Genomic DNA, 22,149 nt, shown 5'->3' with positions numbered 1-22,149 from the left:
GTGGCAGCGCAACTCGACCTCGACGTCCTGGAATTCGCCGTGCTCACCGGCAGGGCGGGGAGCACGCGGATCCCCACCGTCGCCGCCTACAACCGGCAGGACCCGCCGAACGTCGACACCGGCGACATCACCGCCGAGCTCCGCGCCGCCGAGCAGCGCTGCCGCGAACGGGGCCTGCTCCGGCCGGGCGGCCGCGTCGAGGACGGCGCGTTCGAACTGCTGCGCTCCTACCGCGAGTGCGGTGTCGAGTACGACCTGCGGTTCACCGCCCAGCAGGGCGACGAGCTGCGCGCCTGCGTCTCGGAGACCAGCACCGGCGGCACCCGCACCGTCGTCCGGCGCGGACGCGTCACCGTCCACCCCGTCCGCCCCGGCGATGCCGTTCCGGCCCTCATCTCGCTGCTGCCGCAGCACCCGGCGATGCGCATCCGCCCGATCCAGCTGAACCTGCAGAAGGTGCGCTCCGCGCACGAGGAGGTCACCCGGCAGGGGGCCGCGGAGGATCCGCGGGCCGTGGAGCACGGGCTGCGCCGCCACGGCGTCAACCTCGTCGACTACCGCAAGGCCGTGCGCCTGCTGGACACCCCGAAGCTCGGAGCGGGCGAACTCGGCGCGACCGTGTTCGGCTGGGAACGGCGCGAGGTGCGCGGCGACCAGACACTGCGCATCCTCGACCTGGAACAGGGCCGCGTCGCCGTGTACAACGGCAGCGGCCAACGGCTCGTCGCGGGCTGCGACGCGGGCACGGTCAAGCGGGTGCTCGGCGACATCGTCGCCGAGGTCCGCGAGGAGAACGCCTGGTGACCGGCTCGTGCCGAGCGGCGCGCCGAGCCGGACGAACCGACGCGCAGACGAGGAGCGCACCGAGGTGACCGATCCGGTTCCCGACATCGAGCTCAACGACGGCGCGCTGATCCCGCAGCTGGGGTTCGGCGTGTACCAGATCGACCCGGCCGAGACCGCTCAGGCGGTGACCACCGCCCTGCAGGCCGGGTACCGGCACGTGGACACGGCGGCGGCCTACCGCAACGAGCGGCAGGTCGGCGAGGCCGTCCGCGCGGCGGGCGGGTCCGTCCACGTCACGACCAAGTACCTCAACCCCACCGAGGACCACGGCGCCCGGGACGCGGCGGAGGCCTTCGGGCGCAGCTTCGAGCGGCTCGGGCTCGACCACGTCGACCTGTACCTCGTCCACTTCCCCGTCGAGGCCGGCGGAGGCTACACCGCCTCGTGGCGCGCGCTGTCCGAACTGCGCGGCGACGGGCGGCTGCGGTCGATCGGCGTCTCCAACTTCACCCCCGAGCAGCTCGGCCGGGTCGTCGACGAGACCGGGGTGACGCCCGCGATCAACCAGGTCGAACTGCACCCGTACTTCCAGCAGGCCGAGCTGCGCCGGGAGCACGTCGCGCGCGGCATCACCACGCAGGCGTGGGGGCCGCTCGGCCAGGGCGCGGTGCTGGACGACCCGGTGCTGGGCGAGATCGCCGAGGCGCACGGCAAGACGGTGAGCCAGGTGGTGCTGCGCTGGCACCTGCAGCTGGGCGTCGTCGTCATCCCCAAGTCGGTCACGCCGAGCCGCATCCGGGAGAACTTCGACGTGTTCGACTTCCGCCTCGGCGAGGACGAGATGCGGGCGATCGAGCAGCTCGACCGGCCGGACGGCCGCGTCGGCCCCGATCCGCACACCTTCGTGTTCCCGAAGGAGCGCATCGACGAGGAGTGAACCGCGGCACCGGGCTGCTGCTCCCAGCGCCCGGCCGCAGCTGCCGCGGACGAACTCGGCCGCCGGGCGGTCGGGGTTCACGTGCTGCCGTCGAGCTCCTCGTGCACGACGCGGCGTGCGATGGCTTCGACGTCCTCGGCGCTGACGGGCGCACCACCGCCGGTCCGGCCCCGCGAGCGCCGCGGGCGCTCGGCCCGTCCACCCGGGGAGCACGTGCGCGGTGATCCACCCCGCGGCGCGCGGCAACACCCCGCCGGGCTCACCGCAGCAGGGTGGGGGCTTCCGGATCGGCGAGCAGGGCGGCGAGGGCGAAGCGCTCGTGCCAGCACCCGGCGACCCAGCTCAACGCGCGGGCCAGTCCGTCGGCCGTCCGCTCCGCGTGCACCCGGTCGCGGTCGTCCACCCACCAGTGCACGCGCCAGTCCCGCTCGGAGCCGCGCACGGTCAACTTGTCGTGCAGCAGCACCTCCCCCTCCGGGACGGCCAGCCCGAGCAGCTCGCAAGCCGCCTCGACCCGCGCCACCTCGCGCCACACCTGCGGGGAGCCCTCACCGACGACGGCGTGCCCGTCCTCCTCCGAGGCCAGCGGCAGGTCGAGCAGCTCCGCCAGCGCGTCCGCGTCGAAGCGGTCCGGGCTGCCGCCGGCCACCACCAGCGGGGGCTCCAGCACGCCCGTCATCCACGGCTCGTCGAGCACCACCGCCCGCTGCGCCGGCGCCGTCGCCCCGGACACCGAGCGCACCGCCTCCGGCGGGGTGAGCTCCTCCGGCTCGACCGCACCGCGCGCGACCGCGTCCGCCAGCGCCTGGTGCGCGCGCAGGCCCGTGCCCGCGCGCACGGTGCGCTCGGGGTCGCCGAGGCGCTGCAGCAGGTCCGCCGCATCGGCGGTGTCGACCACCCGCAGCCGGGTGCGCACCCCGGCCAGGCGCAGCTGCTCCGCGCTCAGCCCCACGTCCGGGACCGGGTCGTACAGCCCGGTCAGCTCGGTGGCCTCCGGCAGCCGCCAGAAGCGCGGCGCGCGCCCGCCGAGCACCGCGTAGCGCGCGATCCACCAGGCCGCGTGGTTGTTCGGTTCGCGCAGCGCGTGCGCGGTCTCCGGGGAGGAGGTGAGCAGGCGCAACGCACGCGGCCAGGCGTCCGCGGCGACCAGGTCCAGGTCGCGGATGCCGACGAACCGCGCCGGCGGCCACGTCTCCGCGCTGGCCGAGCACTGCCGCCACCACTCGCCGCTGTCGGGGAAGTCCTCGTCCGGTTCGGTCGGCTCCTCCTCGACGTGCACCGAGAACGTGTCCAGCACACCGATCGAGCGCAGCAGCTCCCGCGGCCACTCGGCGGCGACGTCCGCGTCGAGCACGCCCAGCGCCGCCTCCGGCCCGACCACGTCCGCGTCGAGCACCGGCAGCAGCTCCGCGTCCGGCAGCAGCAGCTCGTCCGCGCGGCGGAACTCGCCGTCCCGGTCGGGCAGGGCCAGCGCCCCCATCCACGGGCGCTCCCGCGCCAGCGAGGCCAGCCGCAGCACGGCCTGGGCCAGCGGTGCGGTGTCCACACCGGAGCGGGCGTCGGCGACGCTGCTCTCCACCGCGTCCACGAGCGCGGGCGCGTCGAGCAGTTCCGCCGAGTCCACGGAACTCGCGCCGAGGCGCGTCAGCAGCGGGTGCACCGCGTCGACGTGGGCGATCCGCAGCCCGGAGATGTCCAATTCGGACAGCAGTCGGGCGATCTCCGGATCGTCGTGGTCGGCCAGCAGCACGTCCCGCACGCCGCGCACGGTGCGCCCGTCGATGAGCGGCACCGGCAGCGAGGCGAGGTCCTCCCGCGCGTGCGGATCGGTGCGCTCCACCGGTTCGAGCGCGGCGTAGAGGCCGTACCACCAGGTGGGCTCGCGCTGCAGGTCGGACACGGCGGCGACGACGTCGCCCGCGGTCAGGCGCGGCACTTCGACGGCGTGCAGGGCGCGGCGGTGCCGCGCCTCGGAGAAGTCGGCGCGCAGCAGGCCGTCGAGCACGCCGCGCAGCGCCTCCACCAGCTCCTCGGAGGGCGTGTCCAGCACCTTCGCCCGGCAAGGCGCGACGGCGGCGCCGCCGGCGGTGACGAGCCAGTCGGTCACCCGCAACCGGTCCCACACCGCCTGCCGCAGCCGGTCATCCACATCGGACAGCGGGAAGTCGGGCAGCGGGACGAGCGCGGGGCGCTGCTCCGGGGCGAGCTTCCGCAGCAGCTCCGGGTAGCACTCGGCGGCGTGCGCGAGCACCGCGTTCGCCGCGGTGGAGCTGACCACGCGGCGCCGGTCCGCCTCCAGCGGCACGGAGGCCAGCAGCCGCGCGGGCAGCGACAGGCGCTCCTCGGTCGGGGTGGGCGCGTGCAGCACGTCGGTGGACAGCGGCAGCACCGCGCCGCCGTCGTCCACGGGAACGGCCCAGCACACGCGCCACCGCGCGGCGTGCCGCGCCTCCGCACCGAGCTCGGACACGGCGGACTCGGAGTGCGCACCGGACTCGCGGTGCACCAACCAGCGGTCGGCGCCCTCCGGCCCGTGCACCACGACGCCGTCGGCACCGACGTCCTCGCGGTGCCACACCCGCTCGCCGCAGCGGACCTCCCGCAGGGCGGGCAGCGCCAGCAGCAGGTCGGCGACCTGCTCGACCAGGGCCGTCCGCAGCTCCTCGACGTCCACATCGGACCGCAGGGGCAGGCGCACCTCGGTGGCGAACCCCTCGGGCGGGCGCTCGTCAGCGGGCCAGGCCAGCCGCAGCACCGGAACGGCGCCCTGCCTGCGCTGCAGCTCCTCGTCCGGGCCGGGCAGCCGCGCGGCCTCGGCCCGCGTGCGCTCGGCGGAGAACGCGACACCACCCGTGGTGGAGACCACGGCGGGCTCGTCGGAGACCGACAGCACCGCGGCGAAACCCACCCCGAACCGGCCGATCTCGGTGCCGGTGCGCTTGGCCGAGGCGCGCAGCGAAGCGAGCGCTGCCACGCCGTCGGCCGTCAGCGGGACGCCGGTGTTGGCCACCCGCAGCAGGCCCTGCTCGAACTCGACGCGCAGCGCACCCGGGCGCTCCGCGGCGGCGGCCGCGTCGGCGGCGTTCTGCGCGAGCTCGACGAACAGCCGCTCCCGGTACCCGCCGAGGCGCAGGTCCTCCTCGGCGTTGGCGTCCTCGCGGAAGCGCGTCGGGGAGGACTCCCAGGCCTCCAGCACGGCCCGCCGCAGACCGGCCGTGTCGAACGGGTCGGTCCCGTCGGCGGACCCGCCGGAGCTCACCCGTCCTCCGGGTCCCGCGATTCGAAGTCCAACGTGGTGTCGTCGTAGACGACCTCGGCCACCGGCACCGAGGAGGAGGTGTCCACCTCCGCCTCGGAGTGCGCCCCGCAGCCGTACTCCACGTGCACCACTTGCCCGTCGGCCGGTGCCGACCCGTTGGCGCAGACGCCGAAGGCCGCGCCCATCGAGCCGGCGAGCTTGACGAAGAACCCGCAGGTGGCGCAGGTCCCCGGCGCCAAGCGGGCCATCTCCGCCTCCGGGCCGCGCTCGCCCCGCCACCGCTCGGCGGCGAAGGTGCGGCCCTCGGGGCTGAGCACCCGGCTGCGGCCGAGGCCGACCTCGTCGATGAGGGCCTGCTCCTCCGGGTCCTCGCCGGCCAGGTAGCCCGGGGACAACCGCGGGTCGTCGTCCGGGGTCGGCAGCAGGTCGCCCGCGCCGAAGTCCTCCGGCCGCACCCGCTCGCTCCACGGCACCCAGTCCGGCGCGACCAGGGCGTCCGGACCGGGCAGCAGGACGACCTCGCTGACGGTGACGGGTTCGCCGGGTCCGGCGCTCGCCACGGTCACGGCCCAACGCCAGCCCACGTAACCCGGGTAGTGCGCCTCGAAGTAGTGCGTGGCGGAGTGGGCGTCCTCGGTGCGCGCCCCGACGTGCTCGCCCACCGGGTTCGTCCCGTCCGCGGCCTGGGTCAGCACGGGGGACCGGATCGCGCCGTCCGCCGGGCGGGCCTCGTCGACGGCCGCCGCCCGGGCAACCTCGACCGCGGCGGTGAGCTCCGCGCTCGACTCCGGCTGCCCGCCGTCCGCGTTCGGGGTCACCGCATCTGGACTGGTCATCGGAGCAGGCATAGGGGTCACGGCACCGATTGTGCCCCATCGGCAGCGTTCCACCGCGTGCGTCCCCACCGTCCCGTGTGACGCGGCGGGCTCCTGTGCCAGGCTGCTGCCATGCGGTCGGCGCTCGTGCGAACCATGTTGCTGGCGTGCTGCCTGCTCCCCGCGGCGTGCACGACGCACGTACCACCGCAGGACGACAGCCACCGTGAGGACGAGCAAACCGATCAGGGCGTGCGGCACACGCAAAGCGTCCCACGCCTCCGAGCGGAAGTGACCGCCACGCTCCCGCACGACCGCTCCTCGTTCACCCAAGGTCTGGAACTCCACGACGGGACCCTCTACGAGAGCACCGGTACCTACGGCGGCTCCGCGCTGCGGGCGCTCGACCCGGCGACCGGGCGCGTGCGCTCCGAGAGGCGGTTGCCCGCGGACCTGTTCGGCGAGGGGATGACCGTCGTCGACGACCGTATCTGGCAGCTGACCTGGCAGGAAGAGGTCGCCCTCGTGCGCTCGGCCGACACCCTGGATGAGCTGCGACGGGTCCCCTACGACGGCGAGGGCTGGGGGCTGTGCTCCGACGGCCGCAGGCTCATCTCCAGCGACGGCAGCGCGCAGCTGGACTTTCACGATCCAGCGACGTACGAGCCGCGCGGGAGCGTGCGCGTGCACCTGGACGGGCGCGCGGTCACGCAGATCAACGAGCTGGAGTGCGTGGGCGACCAGGTGTGGGCCAACCTCTGGCACAGCGACCACCTCGTGCGCATCGACCCGGGCACCGGCGCCGTCACGGCCGTCGTCGACGCCACCGGCCTGCTCACGCGGGCCGAACGCGCCCGGGCCGACGTGCTCAACGGGATCGCGAAGGTCCCCGGCACCGACGAGTACCTGCTCACCGGCAAGAACTGGCCGCACCTGTTCCGGGTCCGGTTCGTGCCCGAGTAGTCCGCGCGGCGGCCGGCTCCCGGGACCTCCCGCGGACGGCCCGGCGGACGCGCCGCGCCGTCCCTGATCCGGACGGCCCGCGCCGCATAGCTTAGGCTCGACGACCGTGCATCGCGGATGGAAACCACTGCTGGCGACCGCCGTCGTCGTCCTGGCCGCCGGGTGCGGAGCACCCGGGAAACCCGAGGTCACCTTCTACTCGCACGGCGAGTCGGTCGCTGCGGCGCCGACGCAGCACTGCGAGCCGCGGGGCGGGGACTGCTCCTCCGACCCGGAGGCGGCCGAGCAGCTGCGCGTCCCACCGGGCGAGCCGGTGCAGATCTCCGTGCCCCAGGAGGTGGCGGAGGCGCCGTGGCAGGTCGCGTTCGTCTACCGCGGCACCGACGGCGCGGAGGTGGACCAGCGCTCCCCGGTGTTCGCCCCCGGTGAGCGGCACGCCTACACCCTGCGCCTGCCTCCCGGCGCGGCGCAGCTGGAGCACGTGGAGGTGCAGCGCTACTCCGCCGTCCTCGCCCCGGGAGCCGAGGGCGGCGTGAACTTCGTCATCGGCGGGGCCTGGGTGGTCGACGCCACCCGGTGAGCGCTCCGGCAGCACCGGCCGCGGCCCGACCGGCCGGGCAGTGCTCGGCGGGCGCTCGCGAGGCTTCCCGGCCGCCGGCGGGGAGACCGCCCGGCAGCCCCGCGAGCCCGGCAGCCCAGCGGGCCCGCAGCAGCCCAGCGGGCCGGGAACTCCAGCGAGCCCGGCAGCCCCAGCGGGCGGGAGGCCCGCACCGGGGTCAGTCGGTGCCGCCCGGGTCGAGCTCCCGCGCCACGGCGCGGACGACCTCGCCGACGCGCTTGGCCGACTTCTTGTCCGGGTACTTGCCGCGCTGCAGGTCGGGCAGCACGCGGGCCTCGAGCAGCTTGATCATGTCCTCGACCATGCCGTGCAGCTCATCGGCGGGACGACGGCGCGCCTCCACCACCGACGGCGGCGGGTCCTGCAGCTCCACCCGCAGCGCCTGCGGGCCGCGGCGCCCCTGGGCCATGTCGAAGCTGACGCGCTGCCCGGTTTTGAGCGTGTCCACTCCGGACGGCAGCGCCGAGGTACGCACGTACACGTCCTCCCCGCCGTCCTGGGTCAGGAAGCCGAAGCCCTTGTCCGCGTCGAACCACTTGACCCTGCCGGTCGGCACTGTCCTCACCGTTCCCTGTCGCCTGCCCCCGGCCACGGCCCGGGTGCTCGAGTGTCGTCTTCCTGGTCTGCGCGCCGTGCCGGCCACCGCCGCGGCGACCCGCCCGGCACGAACGAAAGCGCCCCGTGACGCCGCTCGATACGGGCGCGCCGGGACGCGTCACTCCAAGCCTACCCCGCGACCGAGGCACCTCCCCAGCCTCACCGACCGGCCGATTCGTCCCGCCCGGAACGCGGCGGGCCGCAGCGGCGTCGGCGGCTACCCGCCGCGCACCTCCTCACCCGCGGCAACGCCGCCGGCCTGGCCGGCCACCGAGGCCAGCCACGGCGCGAAGGCGGCGAGGTCGTCGAAGACCACGTCGGCGCCGTGCTCGGCGAGCTCCGCGGCGGAGTGCGGCCCGGTGGCCACGGCGACGGCCAGCGCACCGGCGGCCCGGGCGCCCTCGACGTCACCCGGGTGATCACCCACGTAGACGGCGGCGCCCTCCGCGCGCAGGACCTCGCCCTTGGCCGCGGCGAAGACGTCCCCGGCGAGCCGGTCGACCTCCCACCCCAGGTGGTCCAGGTGCCGCTGCGCGTTCGACGTCCACTTGCCGGTGACCACGAGCACGCGGCCGCCGAGCGCGCGCACCTGCGCCACGGCCGCGGCGGCGCCGGGCATCGGGTCGGTCACGGCGACGACGGTCTCCGGGTAGATCTCGCGGTAGTGCCGGGCCAGGTCGTCGACGAGCGCCTCGTCGACGCCGTGGTCGCGCAGCATCCGCTCGCTGGGCGGGCCGAGGTTGTCGGCGAAGTAGCGCCCGTCGAGGGGGACGCCGCGCTCCTCGCCCACCCGGTCGTAGGCGCGGCGGATGCCGCGGCGCGGGTCGATGAGCGTCATGTCGAGGTCGAAGCCGACGGTCGGGCGGGCGGGTATCGGGGCGGCGCGCACCCGACCGAGCCTAGTGAGTCCGCGGATCGGCCGGCGCAGTGGATCCGGCAGCACCGGCGCACCGCGACCACGACGGGGTCACCGATGTTGACGCGAAACTGATCCGTGCCGAAAATCGTTGCACACGTCACCCACGCACCGGGTTGGAGTCCGCCATGAGCGCCACGCACCCCGCGCACCGCGAAGGTTTCCACTCCCTGGCCGCCGGCGGGCTCAACTGGGACTCGCTGCCGCTGCGCCTGTTCGGCAAGGGCAACGCGAAGTTCTGGAACCCGGCCGACATCGACTTCAGCCAGGACGCCGAGGACCTGGCCGCGCTCACCGAGGAGGAGCGGCAGAGCGTGGCCGGGCTGTGCGCGCAGTTCATCGCCGGCGAGGAGGCCGTCACCCAGGACCTGCAGCCGTTCATGGCCGCGATGGCCGCCGAGGGCCGCTTCGGCGACGAGATGTACCTGAGCCAGTTCTGCTTCGAGGAGGCCAAGCACACGCAGGTCTTCCGGCTGTGGATGGACGCGGTCGGGCTGACCGAGGACATGCACCCGCTCGTCGCGGAGAACCCCGGGTACCGCGCGATCTTCTACGAGGAGCTTCCGGAGGCGCTGCACGCCCTGCACCACGACCCGAGCCCGCGCAACCAGGTCCGCGCCTCGGTGACCTACAACCACGTGGTCGAGGGGACGCTGGCGCTGACCGGGTACTACTCGTGGAACAAGATCTGCCGCAGCCGCGGCATCCTGCCCGGGATGCAGGAGGTCATCCGCCGCATCGGGGATGACGAGCGCCGCCACATGGCCTGGGGGACGTTCACCTGCCGCCGGCACGTGGCCGCCGACGACGCGATGTGGGACCACATCCAGGAGGAGATGGACCGGCTGCTGCAGCACGCCGTCACCCAGATCCAGTGGCGGCCCGACGACGCCCCCGCCGAACCTCCGTTCGCCCTGGACAACGACGAGCTCGTCAACTACGCCTCCGACCGCGCCGGGCGCCGCCTCGGCGCGATCTCCAGCGCGCGCGGCATGCCGCTGGCACGCATCGACGTGGACGCCGCGCCGGAGCGGTTGGAGGAGCAGTTCGGCGCGGAGGACGCCGCCGAACTCGCCAAGCTGGACTAGCCGCCGAGCCGGACCAGCCGATGAGCGCTCCGGCGACGCGGGGCCGGCCGAGCTCCGCCTCGCGGCACGCTGTCAAGCACCGCCTGGTGCACTTTCGCGAGAAATGTCCAAACCCCAGGTCAGCCACGCCCTTCCAGGACGCGGTTCACGCGGAGGTGCCATCTCGGCAAGTTCCCGGGAGGCCGGGGTCGCCCCCGAGCAGCCGCCGGGGCCGGGAGCCTCCAGGTCGAGTCAATCCAGGCCGAGCAGCTTCTTGGCCTCCTCGCGCATCTCCACCTTGCGGATCTTGCCCGTGACGGTCATCGGGAACTCGTCGACCACGTGCACGTACTTCGGGATCTTGTAGTGCGCCAGGTGGCCGCTGCAGAACTCGCGCAGGCCCTGCGCCGTGAGCTCCTCCGCGCCCTCGCGCAGCCGCAGCCAGGCCATGAGCTCCTCGCCGTAGCGCTCGTCCGGCACGCCGACGACCTGCGCGTCCACGACGTCCGGGTGCGTGTGGAGGAACTCCTCGATCTCGCGGGGGTAGATGTTCTCCCCGCCGCGGATGACCATGTCCTTGATCCGGCCGGTGATGCCGACGTAGCCGTGCTCGTCCATCACCGCCAGATCGCCGGTGTGCATCCAACGCGCCGAGTCGATCACCTCGGCGGTGCGCTCCGGTTGCCGCCAGTAGCCCAGCATCACCGAGTACCCGCGCGTGCACAGCTCGCCCGCCGAACCGCGCGGCAGCGTGCGGCCCGTCTCCGGGTCGACGACCTTGACCTCCAGGTGCGGGCCGACCCTGCCCACGGTGGACACGCGCCGGTCGACCGAGTCGTCGGGGCGGGTCTGCGTGGACACCGGCGAGGTCTCGGTCATGCCGTAGCAGATCGACACCTCGGACATGCCCATCCGGTCGATGACCTGCTTCATCACCTCCACCGGGCACGGCGAACCCGCCATGATGCCGGTGCGCAGCGAGCTCAGGTCGTACGAGTCGAAGTCCGGCAGGTCCAGCTCGGCGATGAACATCGTCGGCACCCCGTACAGCGACGTGCAGCGCTCCGCCTGCACCGCGGACAGGGCCGCGGCCGGTTCGAACGCCTCGCCCGGGATCACCATCGCCGCGCCGTGGCTCGTGCACGCCAGGTTGCCCATCACCATGCCGAAGCAGTGGTAGAAGGGCACCGGGATGCACACCCGGTCCTGCTCGGTGTAGCGGCACAGCTCGCCGACGAAGAAGCCGTTGTTGAGGATGTTGTGGTGCGACAGCGTCGCGCCCTTCGGGAAGCCCGTCGTGCCGGACGTGTACTGGATGTTGATCGGGTCGTCGGCCGACAGCTGCGCCTGCCGCCGACGCACCGCGTGCACGTCGGTACCCGCCGCCAGGCGTTCCCACTCCTCGGTGTCGAGGAACACCACCCGCTCCAGCTCCGCGCAGCGGTCGCGCACCTCGCCGAGCATGGCCGCGTAGTCGGAGCTCTTGAAGCTCCGCGCGGAGACCACCACGCGGATGCCCGCCTGCCCGAGCACGTACTCCAGCTCGTGCGTGCGGTAGGCGGGGTTGATGTTGACCAGGATCGCGCCGATCTTCGCGGTCGCATACTGCACGAGCGTCCACTCGGCGCGGTTCGGCGCCCAGATGCCGACGCGGTCGCCGACCTCGATGCCCGCGTCGAGCAGCCCCGCCGCGAGCGCCTCCACGTCCGCGAGGAACTCCCGGTACGTCCAGCGCCGCCCGGTCGAGCGCTCGACCAGCGCGTCCCGCTCGGGGAACGACGCCACCGTCCGGTCCAGGTCGGCGCCGATCGTGTCCCCGAGCAGCGGCGTGCCCGACGTGCCGGACGCGTAGCTGGGCGGGCCCTGCTCGGCCGGCGCCGCTCCCGTTCGCGTGCTCTCCATCCCGACGCCCTCCCGACAAGACGTGAACCGGGCGTGTGCCGCGGCCCCGGCGGCCCGGCGCGGCACCACCGCACCTCGCCGACCCGCTCCGGGGCCGATGCGGACATCCTGCACGCTGGCCGGGGCGGGCGAAAGAGGTGCGCGCGGCGCGGCGCGGGAGGACCGCGGCCGCCGGCCGGCGGAGCTCACCGGAACGAGTAGGGCGAGTCGCTGTCGACGATCCGCTTGCCCAGCGGCAGCAGCGACACCGGGACGAGCTTGAAGTTCGCGATCCCCAGCGGGATCCCGATGATCGTCACGCACATGAGGACACCGGTGGCGATGTGCCCGAGCGCCAACCACCACCCGGCGAGGACGAACCAGACGACGTTGCCCACGGCCGACATGGCCCCCGCGTCCGGGTCGTCGACCAGGCGCTTGCCGAAGGGCCACAGGGTGAACGCGGTCATCCGGAACGCCGCGATCCCCAGCGGGATCCCGATGATCGTCACGCACAGCAGGATCCCGGCCAGGCCGTACCCGAGGGCGAGCCACAGCCCGCCGAACACCAGCCAGATCAGGTTCAGCAGCAGACGCATCCCAGCGCCTCCTCTCACACGGCGAACGGGTCACACGGCGAACGGGTCGTCGACGTGGTCGACGAGGTCGGCCACCGAGCCGAGCACCTTCGTCGGCCGGTACGGGAACTTCTCGGCGGTGCTCTCGTGGGAGAGCCCGGACAGCACGAGGATCGTCTGCAACCCCGATTCCAACCCGGAGCGCACGTCGGTGTCCATCCGGTCGCCGATCATGAGCGTGTGCTCCGAGTGCGCCCCCAGCGCCCGCAGCGCCGAGCGCATCATCAGCGGGTTGGGCTTACCGATGTAGTACGGGCTGCGACCGGTCACCCGCTCGATGAGCGCGGCCACCGCACCGGTCGCGGGCAGCGTGCCCTCCGGGCTGGGCCCCTTCTCGTCCGGGTTCGTGGCGATGAACCGGGCACCCCCCTCGACCTGGCGGATCGCGCGGGTGATCGCCTCGAAGCTGTAGGTTCGGGTCTCGCCGATGACGACGTAGTCCGGATCCCGGTCGGTGAGGATGTAGCCGATGTCGTGCAGCGCGGTGGTCAGCCCGGACTCGCCGACGACGTAGGCCGAACCGCCGGGGCGCTGCTTGTCGAGGAACTGCGCCGTGGCCAGCGCCGAGGTCCAGATCGCCTCCTCGGGGATGTCCAGACCGCCGCCGAGCAGGCGCGCCCGCAGGTCGCGCGGGGTGTAGATCGAGTTGTTCGTGAACACCATGAACGGGATGCCGCGCTCGCGCAGCGCGGTGAGGAAGCGCTCCGCCCCGGGCACCGGGTTCTGCTCGTGGACGAGCACGCCGTCCATGTCCATCAGGTAGGTCCATCGCGGTGTATCAGTCACGCCCGCATGATCCACCGGACACGGGGTGGATGGCCACTTCGGTCGCCTTGATCGCGAACCACACCCGCTCCTCCGGCACCAGCCCCAGCTCGGCCACCGCCGCCGGCGTGACGTCCGCGGCCAGGGCGCGCCCCTCGGCGCGCGCCCGCACCCGCACCACGTCGCCGCGCGGCTCCAGCGCCGCCACCCGCACCTGGACGGCGTTGCGCGGGCTGCCCTCCGGCCGGTGGCGGTGCACCGCCACCGCGCTGGGCGCGAACACGGCCACCGCCCGCTCGGCGGCACCGAGCGGTTCGCCGAGCTGGCCGCGCAGCGAGGTCGGTCCGAACTGCACGCCCGCGCGGCGCACCGGACCGGGCACGAGGTTCACCCCGGCCAGCCGCGCGGTGAACTCGTCGGTGGGCCGCGCCAGCACCTGCCGCGTGGGGCCCTGCTCGACGACGCGGCCGTCGACGAGCACGGCGATCCGATCGGCGAGCACCACCGCGTCCAGCACGTCGTGCGTGACGAGCACGCTCGGCTGCGCGCGCTGCCGCAGCACCCGGTGCAGCAGGGAGCGCATCGCGGGAGCGGCGTCCACGTCCAGCGCGGCCAGCGGCTCGTCCAGCAGCAGCAGGCCCGGTTCGGCCGCCAGCGCGCGGGCCAGGGCCACCCGCTGCGCCTGCCCGCCGGACAGCGCGGCCGGCCGGTGCCGCGCGAGATCGCCCGCGTCCACCTCGGACAGCCACGCGCGGGCCCGGTGGCGCGCCCGCGCCCGGCGCGCACCGCGGACGCGGGGGCCGAACGCCACGTTGTCCTCGGCGGTGAGGTGGGGGAACAGCAGCGGTTCCTGCGCCAGCAGCCCCACGCCGCGCCGGTGCGTGGGCAGGTTCCGGCCGCCTCCGGTGTCCACCCAGGTCCGCCCGTCCACGAGCACCGAACCCTCGTCGGGCGCCAGCAGGCCGGCGAGCACCGACAGCAGCGTCGACTTCCCCGCGCCGTTCGGCCCGAGCACGCCGAGCACCTCGTCCGCGGGCACCCGCAACCGGGTGCGCAGCTCGAAGGCCTCCCGGCTGACCCGGACGTCCGCGGACAGGCCGTCCCGCCCGCTCATGACCGCCCCGCGACCGACCGGGGACGTGCCACCACGATCACCACCAGAGCCACCACCACCAGCAGCAACGACATCGCCACGGCCGCGTCCACGTCCGTCTGCGCCTCGGTGTAGATCGCCAGCGGCAGGGTGCGGGTGCTGCCCTGCAGGCTGCCGGCGAACGTGATCGTCGCGCCGAACTCGCCCAGCGCGCGGGCGAACGTGAGCACCAGGCTCGACCCGAGGGCGGGCAGCAGCAGCGGCAGCGTCACCCGGTGGAACGCCGGCCACGGTCCCGCGCCGAGCGTGGCCGCGACCCGCTCGTACCGCCCACCCGCGGTGCGCAGGGCCCCTTCCAGCCCCACCACGAGGAACGGCATCGCCACGAACGTCTGCGCCAGCACCACGGCCGCCGTGCTGTACGGCAGCTGCACGCCCGCCGCGTCGAGCAGCCCGCCGAGCGGTCCGGTGCGCCCCAGCAGGTACAGCAGCGCGAGCCCGCCGACCACCGGCGGCAGCACCAGCGGCAGCAGCACCACCGCGCGCAGCACCCGCATCCCGCGCAGGCGCGAGCGCGCGAGCACCACGGCCAGCGGCACGCCGAGCACCACCGACAGCGCGGTGGACGCGGCGGCCGTGAGCAGCGACAGCCGCAGCGCGTCCACGGCCGACGCGGACAGCAGCAGCTCCGGCAGCTCGGCCGGGGACACGCGGGTGAGCAGCCCGGCCACGGGCAGCGCGATCAGCGCCAGCGCCAGCGCGGCGGGCGGCCACAGCGCGCCGGGGACGGACGCGGGGCCGCCGCGGGGCGTGCGCCGACCTGCGGCCGCGATCACCACCACCCCCTCACGGCGCGCCGAACCCGTGCTCGGTGAGCACCTCCCGGCCGCCGCGGCCGCGCACGAAGTCGAGGAACGCGGAGGCCAGCTGCGGCTGCGCGGCGCCCTCCAGCGCGGCGATCGGGTACTCGTTGAGCGCTCCCCGGGCCGCGGGGAAGTCGATCGCCCGCACGTCCTCGCCGGCGCTGCGCGCGTCGGTGACGTAGACCAGCCCGGCGTCGGCCGCTCCGCTCTGCACCTTGCGCAGCACCGACTTGACGTCGTTCTCCTCGCTGTCCGGCTGCAGCCGGGTGCCGGCGATCTCGGCGGCGCGCTGCGTCGCCGCACCGCACGGCACTTCGGGGGCGCAGGTGACGACCGCCGGGCCGGGGCGGGCGAGGTCGTCCAGCGAGGTGATCCCCGCCGGGTTGTCCTTCGGCACGGCGATGACCAGGCGGTTCGTCGCGAAGGTCGCGGGCTCGCCCGCGACCGAGCCGGTCCTGGCGACCTTGCCCATGTTCCCGCGGTCGGCGGAGGCGAACACGTCGGCCTGCCTGCCCTGGCGGATCTGCTCGGCCAACGTGGACGAACCCTGGTAGTCGAACCGCACCCGCACCCCCGGGTGCTGCTGCTCGAACCGCTCGCCGAGCTCGTCGAACGACTCGGTCAACGAGGCCGCGGCGAGCACGGTGAGCGTGCGCTCGCCCGAGTGCGCCGCGCATCCGCCGGCCAGCAGGCCCAGCACGGCCAGCAGGGCGGTGACCAGCGCACCGGTGCGCGCGGGCGGGCGGATCCCCTCCGATCGGTTCACGGCGTTTCCACCACCACGTTCGTGGACTTGACGACCGCGACCGCGCGCGCCCCGGGCACCAGCCCGAGCTCCTCGACGGCCTCGGTGCTCATCAGGGAGACCACCCGGTGCGGTCCGCACTGCATCTCGACTTGGGACATCACCGCGTCGGACCGCACCTCGGTGACCAGGCCGACCCACCGGTTGCGCGCCGAACGCCCCACGGCCGAGGGGTCGGGGGCGCTCCTGGCCTGCTCCCGCGCGAACGCGGCGAGCTCCGCGCCGTCGACCATCAGCCGACCGGCGGAATCGCGCTCGACGGCCAGATGACCGCCTTCGGCCCATCGGCGGACCGTGTCATCGCTGACCCCCAACAGCTCGGCGGCCTCTGCGATCCGGAATTGCGGCATGAACTCCGAGGATACTTCCGCATACGCGGGAAGAACAGGGGTTTTTCCACGCATCCGCGGATTGCTCCGAACGGCCGCGTGGAGTGCGGTCCGCTGAGCACGAGCTGATCCGGGCATTGCCAGCGGCGTTAGGCTCGAATGGTGAGCGTGAACTTGGGCATTCCGGCCGTGAGCCAGGCGATCGACACCTCCGCGCGCCCGGACACCCCCTACCTCGTCGACCGGTTCGGCCGCGTCGCCACCGACCTGCGGGTGTCGCTGATCGACAAGTGCAACCTGCGGTGCACCTACTGCATGCCCGCCGAGGGGCTGCCGTGGATGAAGCGCTCGGAGATGCTCGACACCGACGAGATGATGCGCCTCATCCGCATCGCCGTGGAGCGGCTCGGCGTCGACACGGTCCGCTTCACCGGCGGGGAACCGCTGCTGCGCCAGGACCTCGTGGACATCATCACCGCCACCTCGGCGCTGCCCGGGCACCCCAAGACGGCCCTGACGACCAACGGGATCAACCTGGGCGCGCACGCCGAAGCGCTCGTGCGCGGCGGGCTCGACCGGGTCAACGTCTCCCTCGACACGCTCGACCGCGACGTGTTCAAACGGCTCACGCGCCGCGACCGCTTCGACGACGTGCTCGACGGTCTGCGCGCGGCCAAGCGCATGGGGCTCGAACCGGTGAAGGTCAACGCGGTGCTCATGCGCGGCATCAACGAGCACGAGACCTGCGACCTGCTGGAGTACTGCCTCGAGCACGGCTACGAGCTGCGCTTCATCGAGCAGATGCCGCTGGACGCCCAGCACGAGTGGGACCGCGACGCGATGGTCACCGCGGACGAGATCCTGCAGCGCCTCGGCGAGCGGTTCGCGCTCACGCCCGACTCCGCCGAACGCGGCTCGGCCCCCGCGGAGCGCTGGCTCGTCGACGGCGGCCCCGGCACGGTCGGCGTGATCGGTTCGGTGACCCGCCCGTTCTGCTCCACCTGCGACCGCACGCGGCTGACCGCCGACGGGCAGCTGCGCTCGTGCCTGTTCTCCACCGAGGAGACGGACCTGCGGGCCGCGCTGCGCGGCGGCGCGGACGACGAGGAGATCATCCGGCTCTGGCAGCGGACGATGTGGGCGAAGAAGGCCGGGCACGGCGTCGACGAGCCGGGCTTCGCCCAGCCGGACCGGCCGATGAGCTCGATCGGAGGATGAGGCGTTGACGACCGCGGCGCAGCCGGAGGAGGCCCGACCGGAGGGGGCGCGTTCTGCTGGGCCCCGACCGGAGGGGGCCCAGCCGGAGGGATCCCTCCAGGACGTGGATCTGCCGGAGGGGGCTCCGCAGGACGGGGCTCTGCCGGAGGGGGCTCTGCCGGAGGGGGCTCCGCAGGACGGGGCCGAGCAGGAGGGAGCCCTGCGGGACGGGGCCCTGCGGTCGTCGGCACCGCCCGCGGCGGAGACCACCACCGCGCGCGTGCGGTACTTCGCCGGAGCGCGCGCGGCAGCGGGCGGCGTGGCCGAGGAGGACGTCCCGATTCCCGCTGCGCGGGCCTGCGTGGCCGACGTGCTCTCCGCGATCGCCGAGCGCCACGGCAGCGAGCTGGAACGCGTCCTCGCGGCGTGCAGCTTCCTGCTCGACGAGGTGAGCACCCGCGACCGCGCGGCACCGGTGCCGGAGGGGTCCGTGCTGGACGTGCTGCCGCCGTTCGCCGGAGGCTGATCGCGGCTGCGGCGCTCCGGTGGCTGCCGGTGATCGGTCGCGACTCGGTGGTTCGGTGGCCGACCACGGCTGCGGATCGGTTGCTGATCGCGGCCGCAGCGGTCCGGGTTGGACGCGAGCGCTGCTCGCGGCCGCGGGGGCTCGGCGGAGCCGATGACGGCTGGTCGCGATGCGCAGGAGCACGGCCGGCCACCGCGGTGTCCACACCCACGGGTCACAGTGTGCCTCTCGCGCAGGCGCGCGCGTGCGCGCGCGTGGGCGTGTAGAGCGCCGCGGCGCATCGGCCTCGGCGCAGTCGGAGGCGCTCGTGCGAGCACGCGAGCGCTGCGGGCGCATCGGCCCCGCCGCAGCCGGAAGCGCGTGCGCGCTGCGAGCGGTGCGCACGCGCGGAGGTCCCGGGGCACCAGGCGCCCGACGCGTGTGCGTGGGCACGTGGTGCTCAGCGCGTGCGCGCTCGTGCGCGAGCGGATGCGCAGGGCCGTCCCGCGTCCACGGTGGGCACACGCGGCATCCGCAGCCCGCACCCGCCCGACTCCTCTCTGGACTCGTTCCAGAGAGCGCAATTTTCATGAAAATTGGAATCCTTCCCCACCCGTTTGCAGCACAAATGCTCCCCACGCGATCGAGCGCGAAGCGAGGTGTATCCCGGTGATCGCTCCGGTCGCCCGAGGGAGCGCGCGGTGCGGCCGGCAGCGCGGCACCCCGGCGGCGCGACACGCCTCGGCGTGTCGGGGAGTTCCGCATCGCGCCCGCAGAAGCAGGCACCCCTCCACCCCTCTCCGGCGCGAACCGGCGGAACGCGGACCCGCAGGAGGCGCACGTGTCCGCTCCACGCGAAACCCCCGCGGATCCGGGCTCGCGAACGACACCACCGGCGAACACGCTGCGCACCAGGCGTGATCACGCATCGCGTCGAACGGCGGACCCGGGCGAGCGCGCCGAGCGGCAGCGGCGGAGCCGCGCCGACCGAGCACGAGCGCGTGCGAGCCGAGGACGAATGACCGACACGCCCGGTAACGCGGTGATGCACGCCTCACTGACGGTGATCGATATCGGTCCGGATACGAACGAGTAACAACCCTCTGAGCTGCAGAAATTAGGCAATCGGAGAAGCATGATCCGTTGTTACTGTGACCAGCATCACATCAACAATCGTTTCCGATCTTGTTTTCGGTTACGTAGTGTCGCTCGCGGTCGGCCCCGAACCGATCAGCACAAGATCCGGGAAGCCCGCAGCGCCGAACCCCGTCCGGCGGGCTTCCTACCCCCGAAACACGGAACTGCGGACGGGGAACGGGACCCGCCGGGCCCCCCGAAGCCCGACGGACCCCCGAACGGCGAACCTCCGCGCCGGGTCCCCACCCGGTCGGACTCGCACGTGCCCGTCAGGCGCACGAGGAGAGAGGTCATGGCTCGCTACCGAGGCAAGCACCGAAAACCGTCCAACTCCAATCGCACCGTCGCCCGCGTGGCGGTCGCCGGCGCCGTGGTCGCGACCCCGATGGCGATCGCCGCCCCGGCCAACGCGGCCGACTGGGACGCTCTGGCGCAGTGCGAGAGCAGCGGTGATTGGAGCGCCAACACCGGCAACGGCTACTACGGCGGACTCCAGTTCGACCCGACCACCTGGTCCGCCTACGGTGGCGGCGAGTACGCCGCCAACGCCCACCAGGCCACTCGCGAGCAGCAGATCGAGATCGCGGAGAAGGTCCTCTCGGCCCAGGGAGTGAACGCCTGGCCCGGTTGCACCGCCAAGATCTCCTGGACCAGCGGCACCACGGACTACTCGGCGGAGACGAGCACCGACTCCGAGTCCTCCGCGTCCTCCACCCAGTACCAGGCCGAGCAGACCACCGAATCCACCGGTGCGGCCGCCTCCGGTTCGGGCACGTACACCGTGCAGAACGGCGACACGCTCGGCGAGATCGGCACGAAGTTCGGCACGGACTTCCGGGAGATCTTCGAGCAGAACCGCGATGTGCTCGACGACCCGAACCTGATCTTCCCGGGCCAGCAGCTGAGCATCAACTGACCTGGTCGGTCGGCCGCACCTCCCCCGACATGCGGCCGGCCGGCGCGGGGAACGCGCCGTTCACCCCCGACACGGCGCGTTCCCCGCACGAAGAACCGGGTCCCTGCCGCCCGCCCCCAGCGGCGGGGACCCCCTCCCAGCTGTCCCCGACCCCCTCCCCTCGACAGGGGCAGGAGGCCGGGGCAGCTGGGAACGCCAGAACGAGGAGCCCGCCGTCTACGGGCAGTTGACCCACTCCTCGGCTCCGTCGTCGAACACCTGCCGCTTCCAGATCGGCAGCCGGCGCTTGACCTCGTCGACGAGCTCCGCCGCTGCCGCGAACGCCTCGGCGCGGTGCTCCCCCGCGACGGCGCAGCCCAGCGCCACATCGCCGATGCCGAGGACACCGACCCGGTGCTGCGCGGCCAGCGCCCGCACGCCCGGGAACCTCCCGGCCATCTCCGCGACCACCTCACCGATCACCGTCGACGCGGTCGGATGGCCGACGTACTCGAGCTCGTGCACCGCGCGGCCGTCGTCGTGGTCGCGCACCACCCCGGAGAACGCGACCACGGCCCCGGAAGCGGCGCCTGCCACCGCGCGCTCCAACGCGGCCACGTCGACCGCTTCCTCGGTGACCTCCGCGCGGACCACCTGCGCCGGCCCGGCCGCCCGTTCCTCGGATGCCTGCCCGCACCCGGTGCGGCCGTGCTCGTGCGCACCGCTGCCGGAGCCCCCACCCCGCTCACCGGAACCGGCCTGCTCACCGGCACCGGTTTCGCGGGCGTGATCGCCGCCGGCGATCTGCTCCAGCGCGTGGTCGAGCACCCCGTCGAGCACCCCGAGCCCGTCCCGCACGCCGCCGCGCGATCCGGGCAGGTTCACGATCAACGTCCGCCCGCTCACACCCGCCAGGCCGCGGGAGAGCACAGCGGTCGGCACGTGCGGCAGCCCCGCGGTGCGGAGGGCCTCGGCCAGCCCGGGCACCGCGCGGTCGAGCAGCTGCGCCGTCACCTCGGGCGTGCGGTCGTTCGGGTTGAGCCCGGTGCCGCCGGTGGTGACGACGAGATCGACCCCGCCGTCCACCGCGCTGCGCAGGGCCTGCCCGACCGGCTCGCCGTCGGGCACCACGACCGGCGCGGGCACGTCGAACCCGCGCTCGGACAGCCATTCCACGATCACCGGGCCCGTGGTGTCGGCGTAGGTCCCGGCAGCCGCCCGGTTCGAGGCGGCGATCACCCGCGCGGTCCTGGTCATGCGACCTCCAGCTCGTCCTCGTCGCCGCGACGCGTCATGGGTGCGGCTCGGCGCGTGTGCATTGTCGCCCGGAGCGGGGCGGCGCCGGAGGTTCCTCCCGACCACCCGCCCCAACGGCCGATCCGAGGGCGCGCAGCCCCAGCGGAGCCCTACTCGGCCGCGCGCTCCCACAGGCCGGTCTTGCCGCCCTCCTTGCGCTCCACGCGGACCGCGTCGAGCACGGCGGCGGGGTCCACGGCCTTGATCATGTCGTGCAGCGCCAGCCCCGCGCCCGTCACCGCGGTGAGCGCTTCCATCTCCACCCCGGTGCGGTCTGTCGTGCGCACCGTGGCGGTGATGGACACCTGCTGCTCGCCGGGGGCGAGCTCCACGTGCACCCCGGACAGCGCGATGGGGTGCGCCAGCGGCACGAGATCCGGGGTGCGCTTGGCGGCCATGATGCCGGCGATGCGGGCGGTGGCGAGCGCATCGCCCTTGGGCAGCCCGTCGCGCTGCAACAGGTCCACGACCTCCGGGGTCGTGCGGACCACTCCGGTGGCCACGGCGGTGCGGGCGCTCGCGTCCTTGGCGGAGACGTCGACCATGCGGGCCGCGCCGGTGCGGTCGAGGTGGGTCAGGTCGTCCTGCGTGTGCTGCGCCATGCGGCAAGCCTAGCCGCGGCGCCGCCCCGCGCTGAACCTGCGGCAGGCCAGCCCGGCCGGACCCGGCGCTGCCGGCCTGGCCTGCCCCGCTGCCGGGCGGACCAGGCGGCAGGGCCCGGTGGCAACGCCGCCGCAACAGCTGCCGACTCCCCGAGCAGCACTCGCCCCGGGTCGCACCCGGTCC

The 22,149-nt window shown here is 74.0% G+C and carries 21 protein-coding genes; 8 read left to right on the top strand and 13 right to left on the bottom strand.

The annotated features are described in order from the left end of the window. Entirely contained in the window at positions 1-804 is an 804-nt protein-coding gene (locus tag ACVGV0_RS02115) for an ESX secretion-associated protein EspG (RefSeq protein WP_459158159.1), read from the top strand. 64 nt (positions 805-868) lie between these two features. Continuing rightward, positions 869-1,723 (top strand): aldo/keto reductase, encoded by an 855-nt coding sequence (locus ACVGV0_RS02110; RefSeq protein ID WP_459158158.1) that lies wholly within the window; start codon positions 869-871, stop codon positions 1,721-1,723. Positions 1,724-1,982: 259 nt separating this feature from the next. Here ACVGV0_RS02110 and ACVGV0_RS02105 read toward each other — a convergent pair whose 3' ends face one another. Together ACVGV0_RS02105 and ACVGV0_RS02100 are read right to left on the bottom strand one after the other, a co-directional pair. Further along, positions 1,983-4,982: a sacsin N-terminal ATP-binding-like domain-containing protein gene (locus ACVGV0_RS02105; RefSeq protein ID WP_459158157.1), complete on the bottom strand. Its 3,000-nt coding sequence runs from the start codon at positions 4,980-4,982 to the stop codon at positions 1,983-1,985. Further along, entirely contained in the window at positions 4,979-5,818 is an 840-nt protein-coding gene (locus ACVGV0_RS02100) for a DUF3027 domain-containing protein (protein WP_459158156.1), read from the bottom strand. Before ACVGV0_RS02100 ends, ACVGV0_RS02105 begins: the two co-directional genes overlap by 4 nt. A gap of 270 nt (positions 5,819-6,088) precedes the next feature. Between ACVGV0_RS02100 and ACVGV0_RS02095 the strand changes: the two genes are divergently transcribed. Beyond that, positions 6,089-6,760, top strand: a complete 672-nt coding sequence (locus ACVGV0_RS02095; protein WP_459158155.1) for a glutaminyl-peptide cyclotransferase — start codon at positions 6,089-6,091, stop codon at positions 6,758-6,760. Between the two features lie 106 nt (positions 6,761-6,866). Next, on the top strand, positions 6,867-7,340 hold the full coding sequence (locus tag ACVGV0_RS02090) for a DUF2771 family protein (RefSeq protein WP_459158154.1): 474 nt from the start codon (positions 6,867-6,869) through the stop codon (positions 7,338-7,340). A gap of 196 nt (positions 7,341-7,536) precedes the next feature. Here the strand turns inward: ACVGV0_RS02090 and ACVGV0_RS02085 are convergent, their stop codons facing one another. Together ACVGV0_RS02085 and ACVGV0_RS02080 are read right to left on the bottom strand one after the other, a co-directional pair. Continuing rightward, positions 7,537-7,935 (bottom strand): cold-shock protein, encoded by a 399-nt coding sequence (locus tag ACVGV0_RS02085; RefSeq protein ID WP_459158153.1) that lies wholly within the window; start codon positions 7,933-7,935, stop codon positions 7,537-7,539. Positions 7,936-8,193: 258 nt separating this feature from the next. After that, a complete protein-coding gene (locus tag ACVGV0_RS02080) occupies positions 8,194-8,865 on the bottom strand; it encodes an HAD family hydrolase (RefSeq protein ID WP_459158152.1) in 672 nt (223 codons plus the stop codon). 155 nt (positions 8,866-9,020) lie between these two features. Between ACVGV0_RS02080 and ACVGV0_RS02075 the strand changes: the two genes are divergently transcribed. Then, positions 9,021-9,980, top strand: a complete 960-nt coding sequence (locus ACVGV0_RS02075) for a R2-like ligand-binding oxidase (protein ID WP_459158151.1) — start codon at positions 9,021-9,023, stop codon at positions 9,978-9,980. A gap of 231 nt (positions 9,981-10,211) precedes the next feature. Here the strand turns inward: ACVGV0_RS02075 and ACVGV0_RS02070 are convergent, their stop codons facing one another. From ACVGV0_RS02070 to ACVGV0_RS02040, 7 genes are all read right to left on the bottom strand, one after another. Next, positions 10,212-11,861, bottom strand: a complete 1,650-nt coding sequence (locus ACVGV0_RS02070) for an AMP-binding protein (RefSeq protein WP_459158150.1) — start codon at positions 11,859-11,861, stop codon at positions 10,212-10,214. A 185-nt stretch (positions 11,862-12,046) separates the two neighbouring features. Continuing rightward, complete coding sequence (locus tag ACVGV0_RS02065; RefSeq protein ID WP_459158149.1) at positions 12,047-12,439, bottom strand: YccF domain-containing protein; 393 nt, start codon at positions 12,437-12,439, stop codon at positions 12,047-12,049. A 30-nt stretch (positions 12,440-12,469) separates the two neighbouring features. Continuing rightward, positions 12,470-13,234, bottom strand: a complete 765-nt coding sequence (locus ACVGV0_RS02060) for an HAD-IIA family hydrolase (protein ID WP_459159894.1) — start codon at positions 13,232-13,234, stop codon at positions 12,470-12,472. Positions 13,235-13,256: 22 nt separating this feature from the next. Then, entirely contained in the window at positions 13,257-14,357 is a 1,101-nt protein-coding gene (locus tag ACVGV0_RS02055; protein ID WP_459158148.1) for a sulfate/molybdate ABC transporter ATP-binding protein, read from the bottom strand. Then, positions 14,354-15,169 carry an ABC transporter permease gene (locus ACVGV0_RS02050; protein ID WP_459159893.1) on the bottom strand — a complete coding sequence of 272 codons (816 nt, stop codon included), beginning with the start codon at positions 15,167-15,169 and terminating at the stop codon, positions 14,354-14,356. Before ACVGV0_RS02050 ends, ACVGV0_RS02055 begins: the two co-directional genes overlap by 4 nt. Before the next feature lie 13 nt (positions 15,170-15,182). Next, complete coding sequence (modA, locus tag ACVGV0_RS02045; RefSeq protein ID WP_459158147.1) at positions 15,183-15,965, bottom strand: molybdate ABC transporter substrate-binding protein; 783 nt, start codon at positions 15,963-15,965, stop codon at positions 15,183-15,185. Next, the gene (locus ACVGV0_RS02040; RefSeq protein WP_459158146.1) at positions 15,962-16,354 is read right to left on the bottom strand and encodes a TOBE domain-containing protein; all 393 of its coding nucleotides are present in this window, start codon (positions 16,352-16,354) and stop codon (positions 15,962-15,964) included. The genes modA and ACVGV0_RS02040 overlap by 4 nt, the downstream gene beginning before the upstream one ends. A gap of 138 nt (positions 16,355-16,492) precedes the next feature. Here ACVGV0_RS02040 and moaA point away from each other — a divergent pair, with 138 nt between their 5' ends. The 3 genes from moaA (at position 16,493) to ACVGV0_RS02025 (ending at position 20,088) form a co-directional block, all read left to right on the top strand. Continuing rightward, positions 16,493-17,551 carry a GTP 3',8-cyclase MoaA gene (moaA, locus tag ACVGV0_RS02035; RefSeq protein ID WP_459158145.1) on the top strand — a complete coding sequence of 353 codons (1,059 nt, stop codon included), beginning with the start codon at positions 16,493-16,495 and terminating at the stop codon, positions 17,549-17,551. A gap of 4 nt (positions 17,552-17,555) precedes the next feature. After that, on the top strand, positions 17,556-18,056 hold the full coding sequence (locus ACVGV0_RS02030; RefSeq protein WP_459158144.1) for a MoaD/ThiS family protein: 501 nt from the start codon (positions 17,556-17,558) through the stop codon (positions 18,054-18,056). 1,408 nt (positions 18,057-19,464) lie between these two features. Beyond that, complete coding sequence (locus tag ACVGV0_RS02025; RefSeq protein ID WP_459158143.1) at positions 19,465-20,088, top strand: transglycosylase family protein; 624 nt, start codon at positions 19,465-19,467, stop codon at positions 20,086-20,088. A 216-nt stretch (positions 20,089-20,304) separates the two neighbouring features. Here ACVGV0_RS02025 and ACVGV0_RS02020 read toward each other — a convergent pair whose 3' ends face one another. Both ACVGV0_RS02020 and moaC read right to left on the bottom strand, forming a co-directional pair. Next, positions 20,305-21,324: a molybdenum cofactor synthesis domain-containing protein gene (locus ACVGV0_RS02020; RefSeq protein ID WP_459158142.1), complete on the bottom strand. Its 1,020-nt coding sequence runs from the start codon at positions 21,322-21,324 to the stop codon at positions 20,305-20,307. Positions 21,325-21,473: 149 nt separating this feature from the next. Then, complete coding sequence (gene moaC / locus ACVGV0_RS02015) at positions 21,474-21,965, bottom strand: cyclic pyranopterin monophosphate synthase MoaC (protein WP_459158141.1); 492 nt, start codon at positions 21,963-21,965, stop codon at positions 21,474-21,476. Between the last annotated feature and the right edge of the window lie 184 nt (positions 21,966-22,149).

The organism is Salinifilum ghardaiensis, from assembly GCF_054491345.1.
This window is presented reverse-complemented; position numbering and strand designations above follow the sequence as displayed.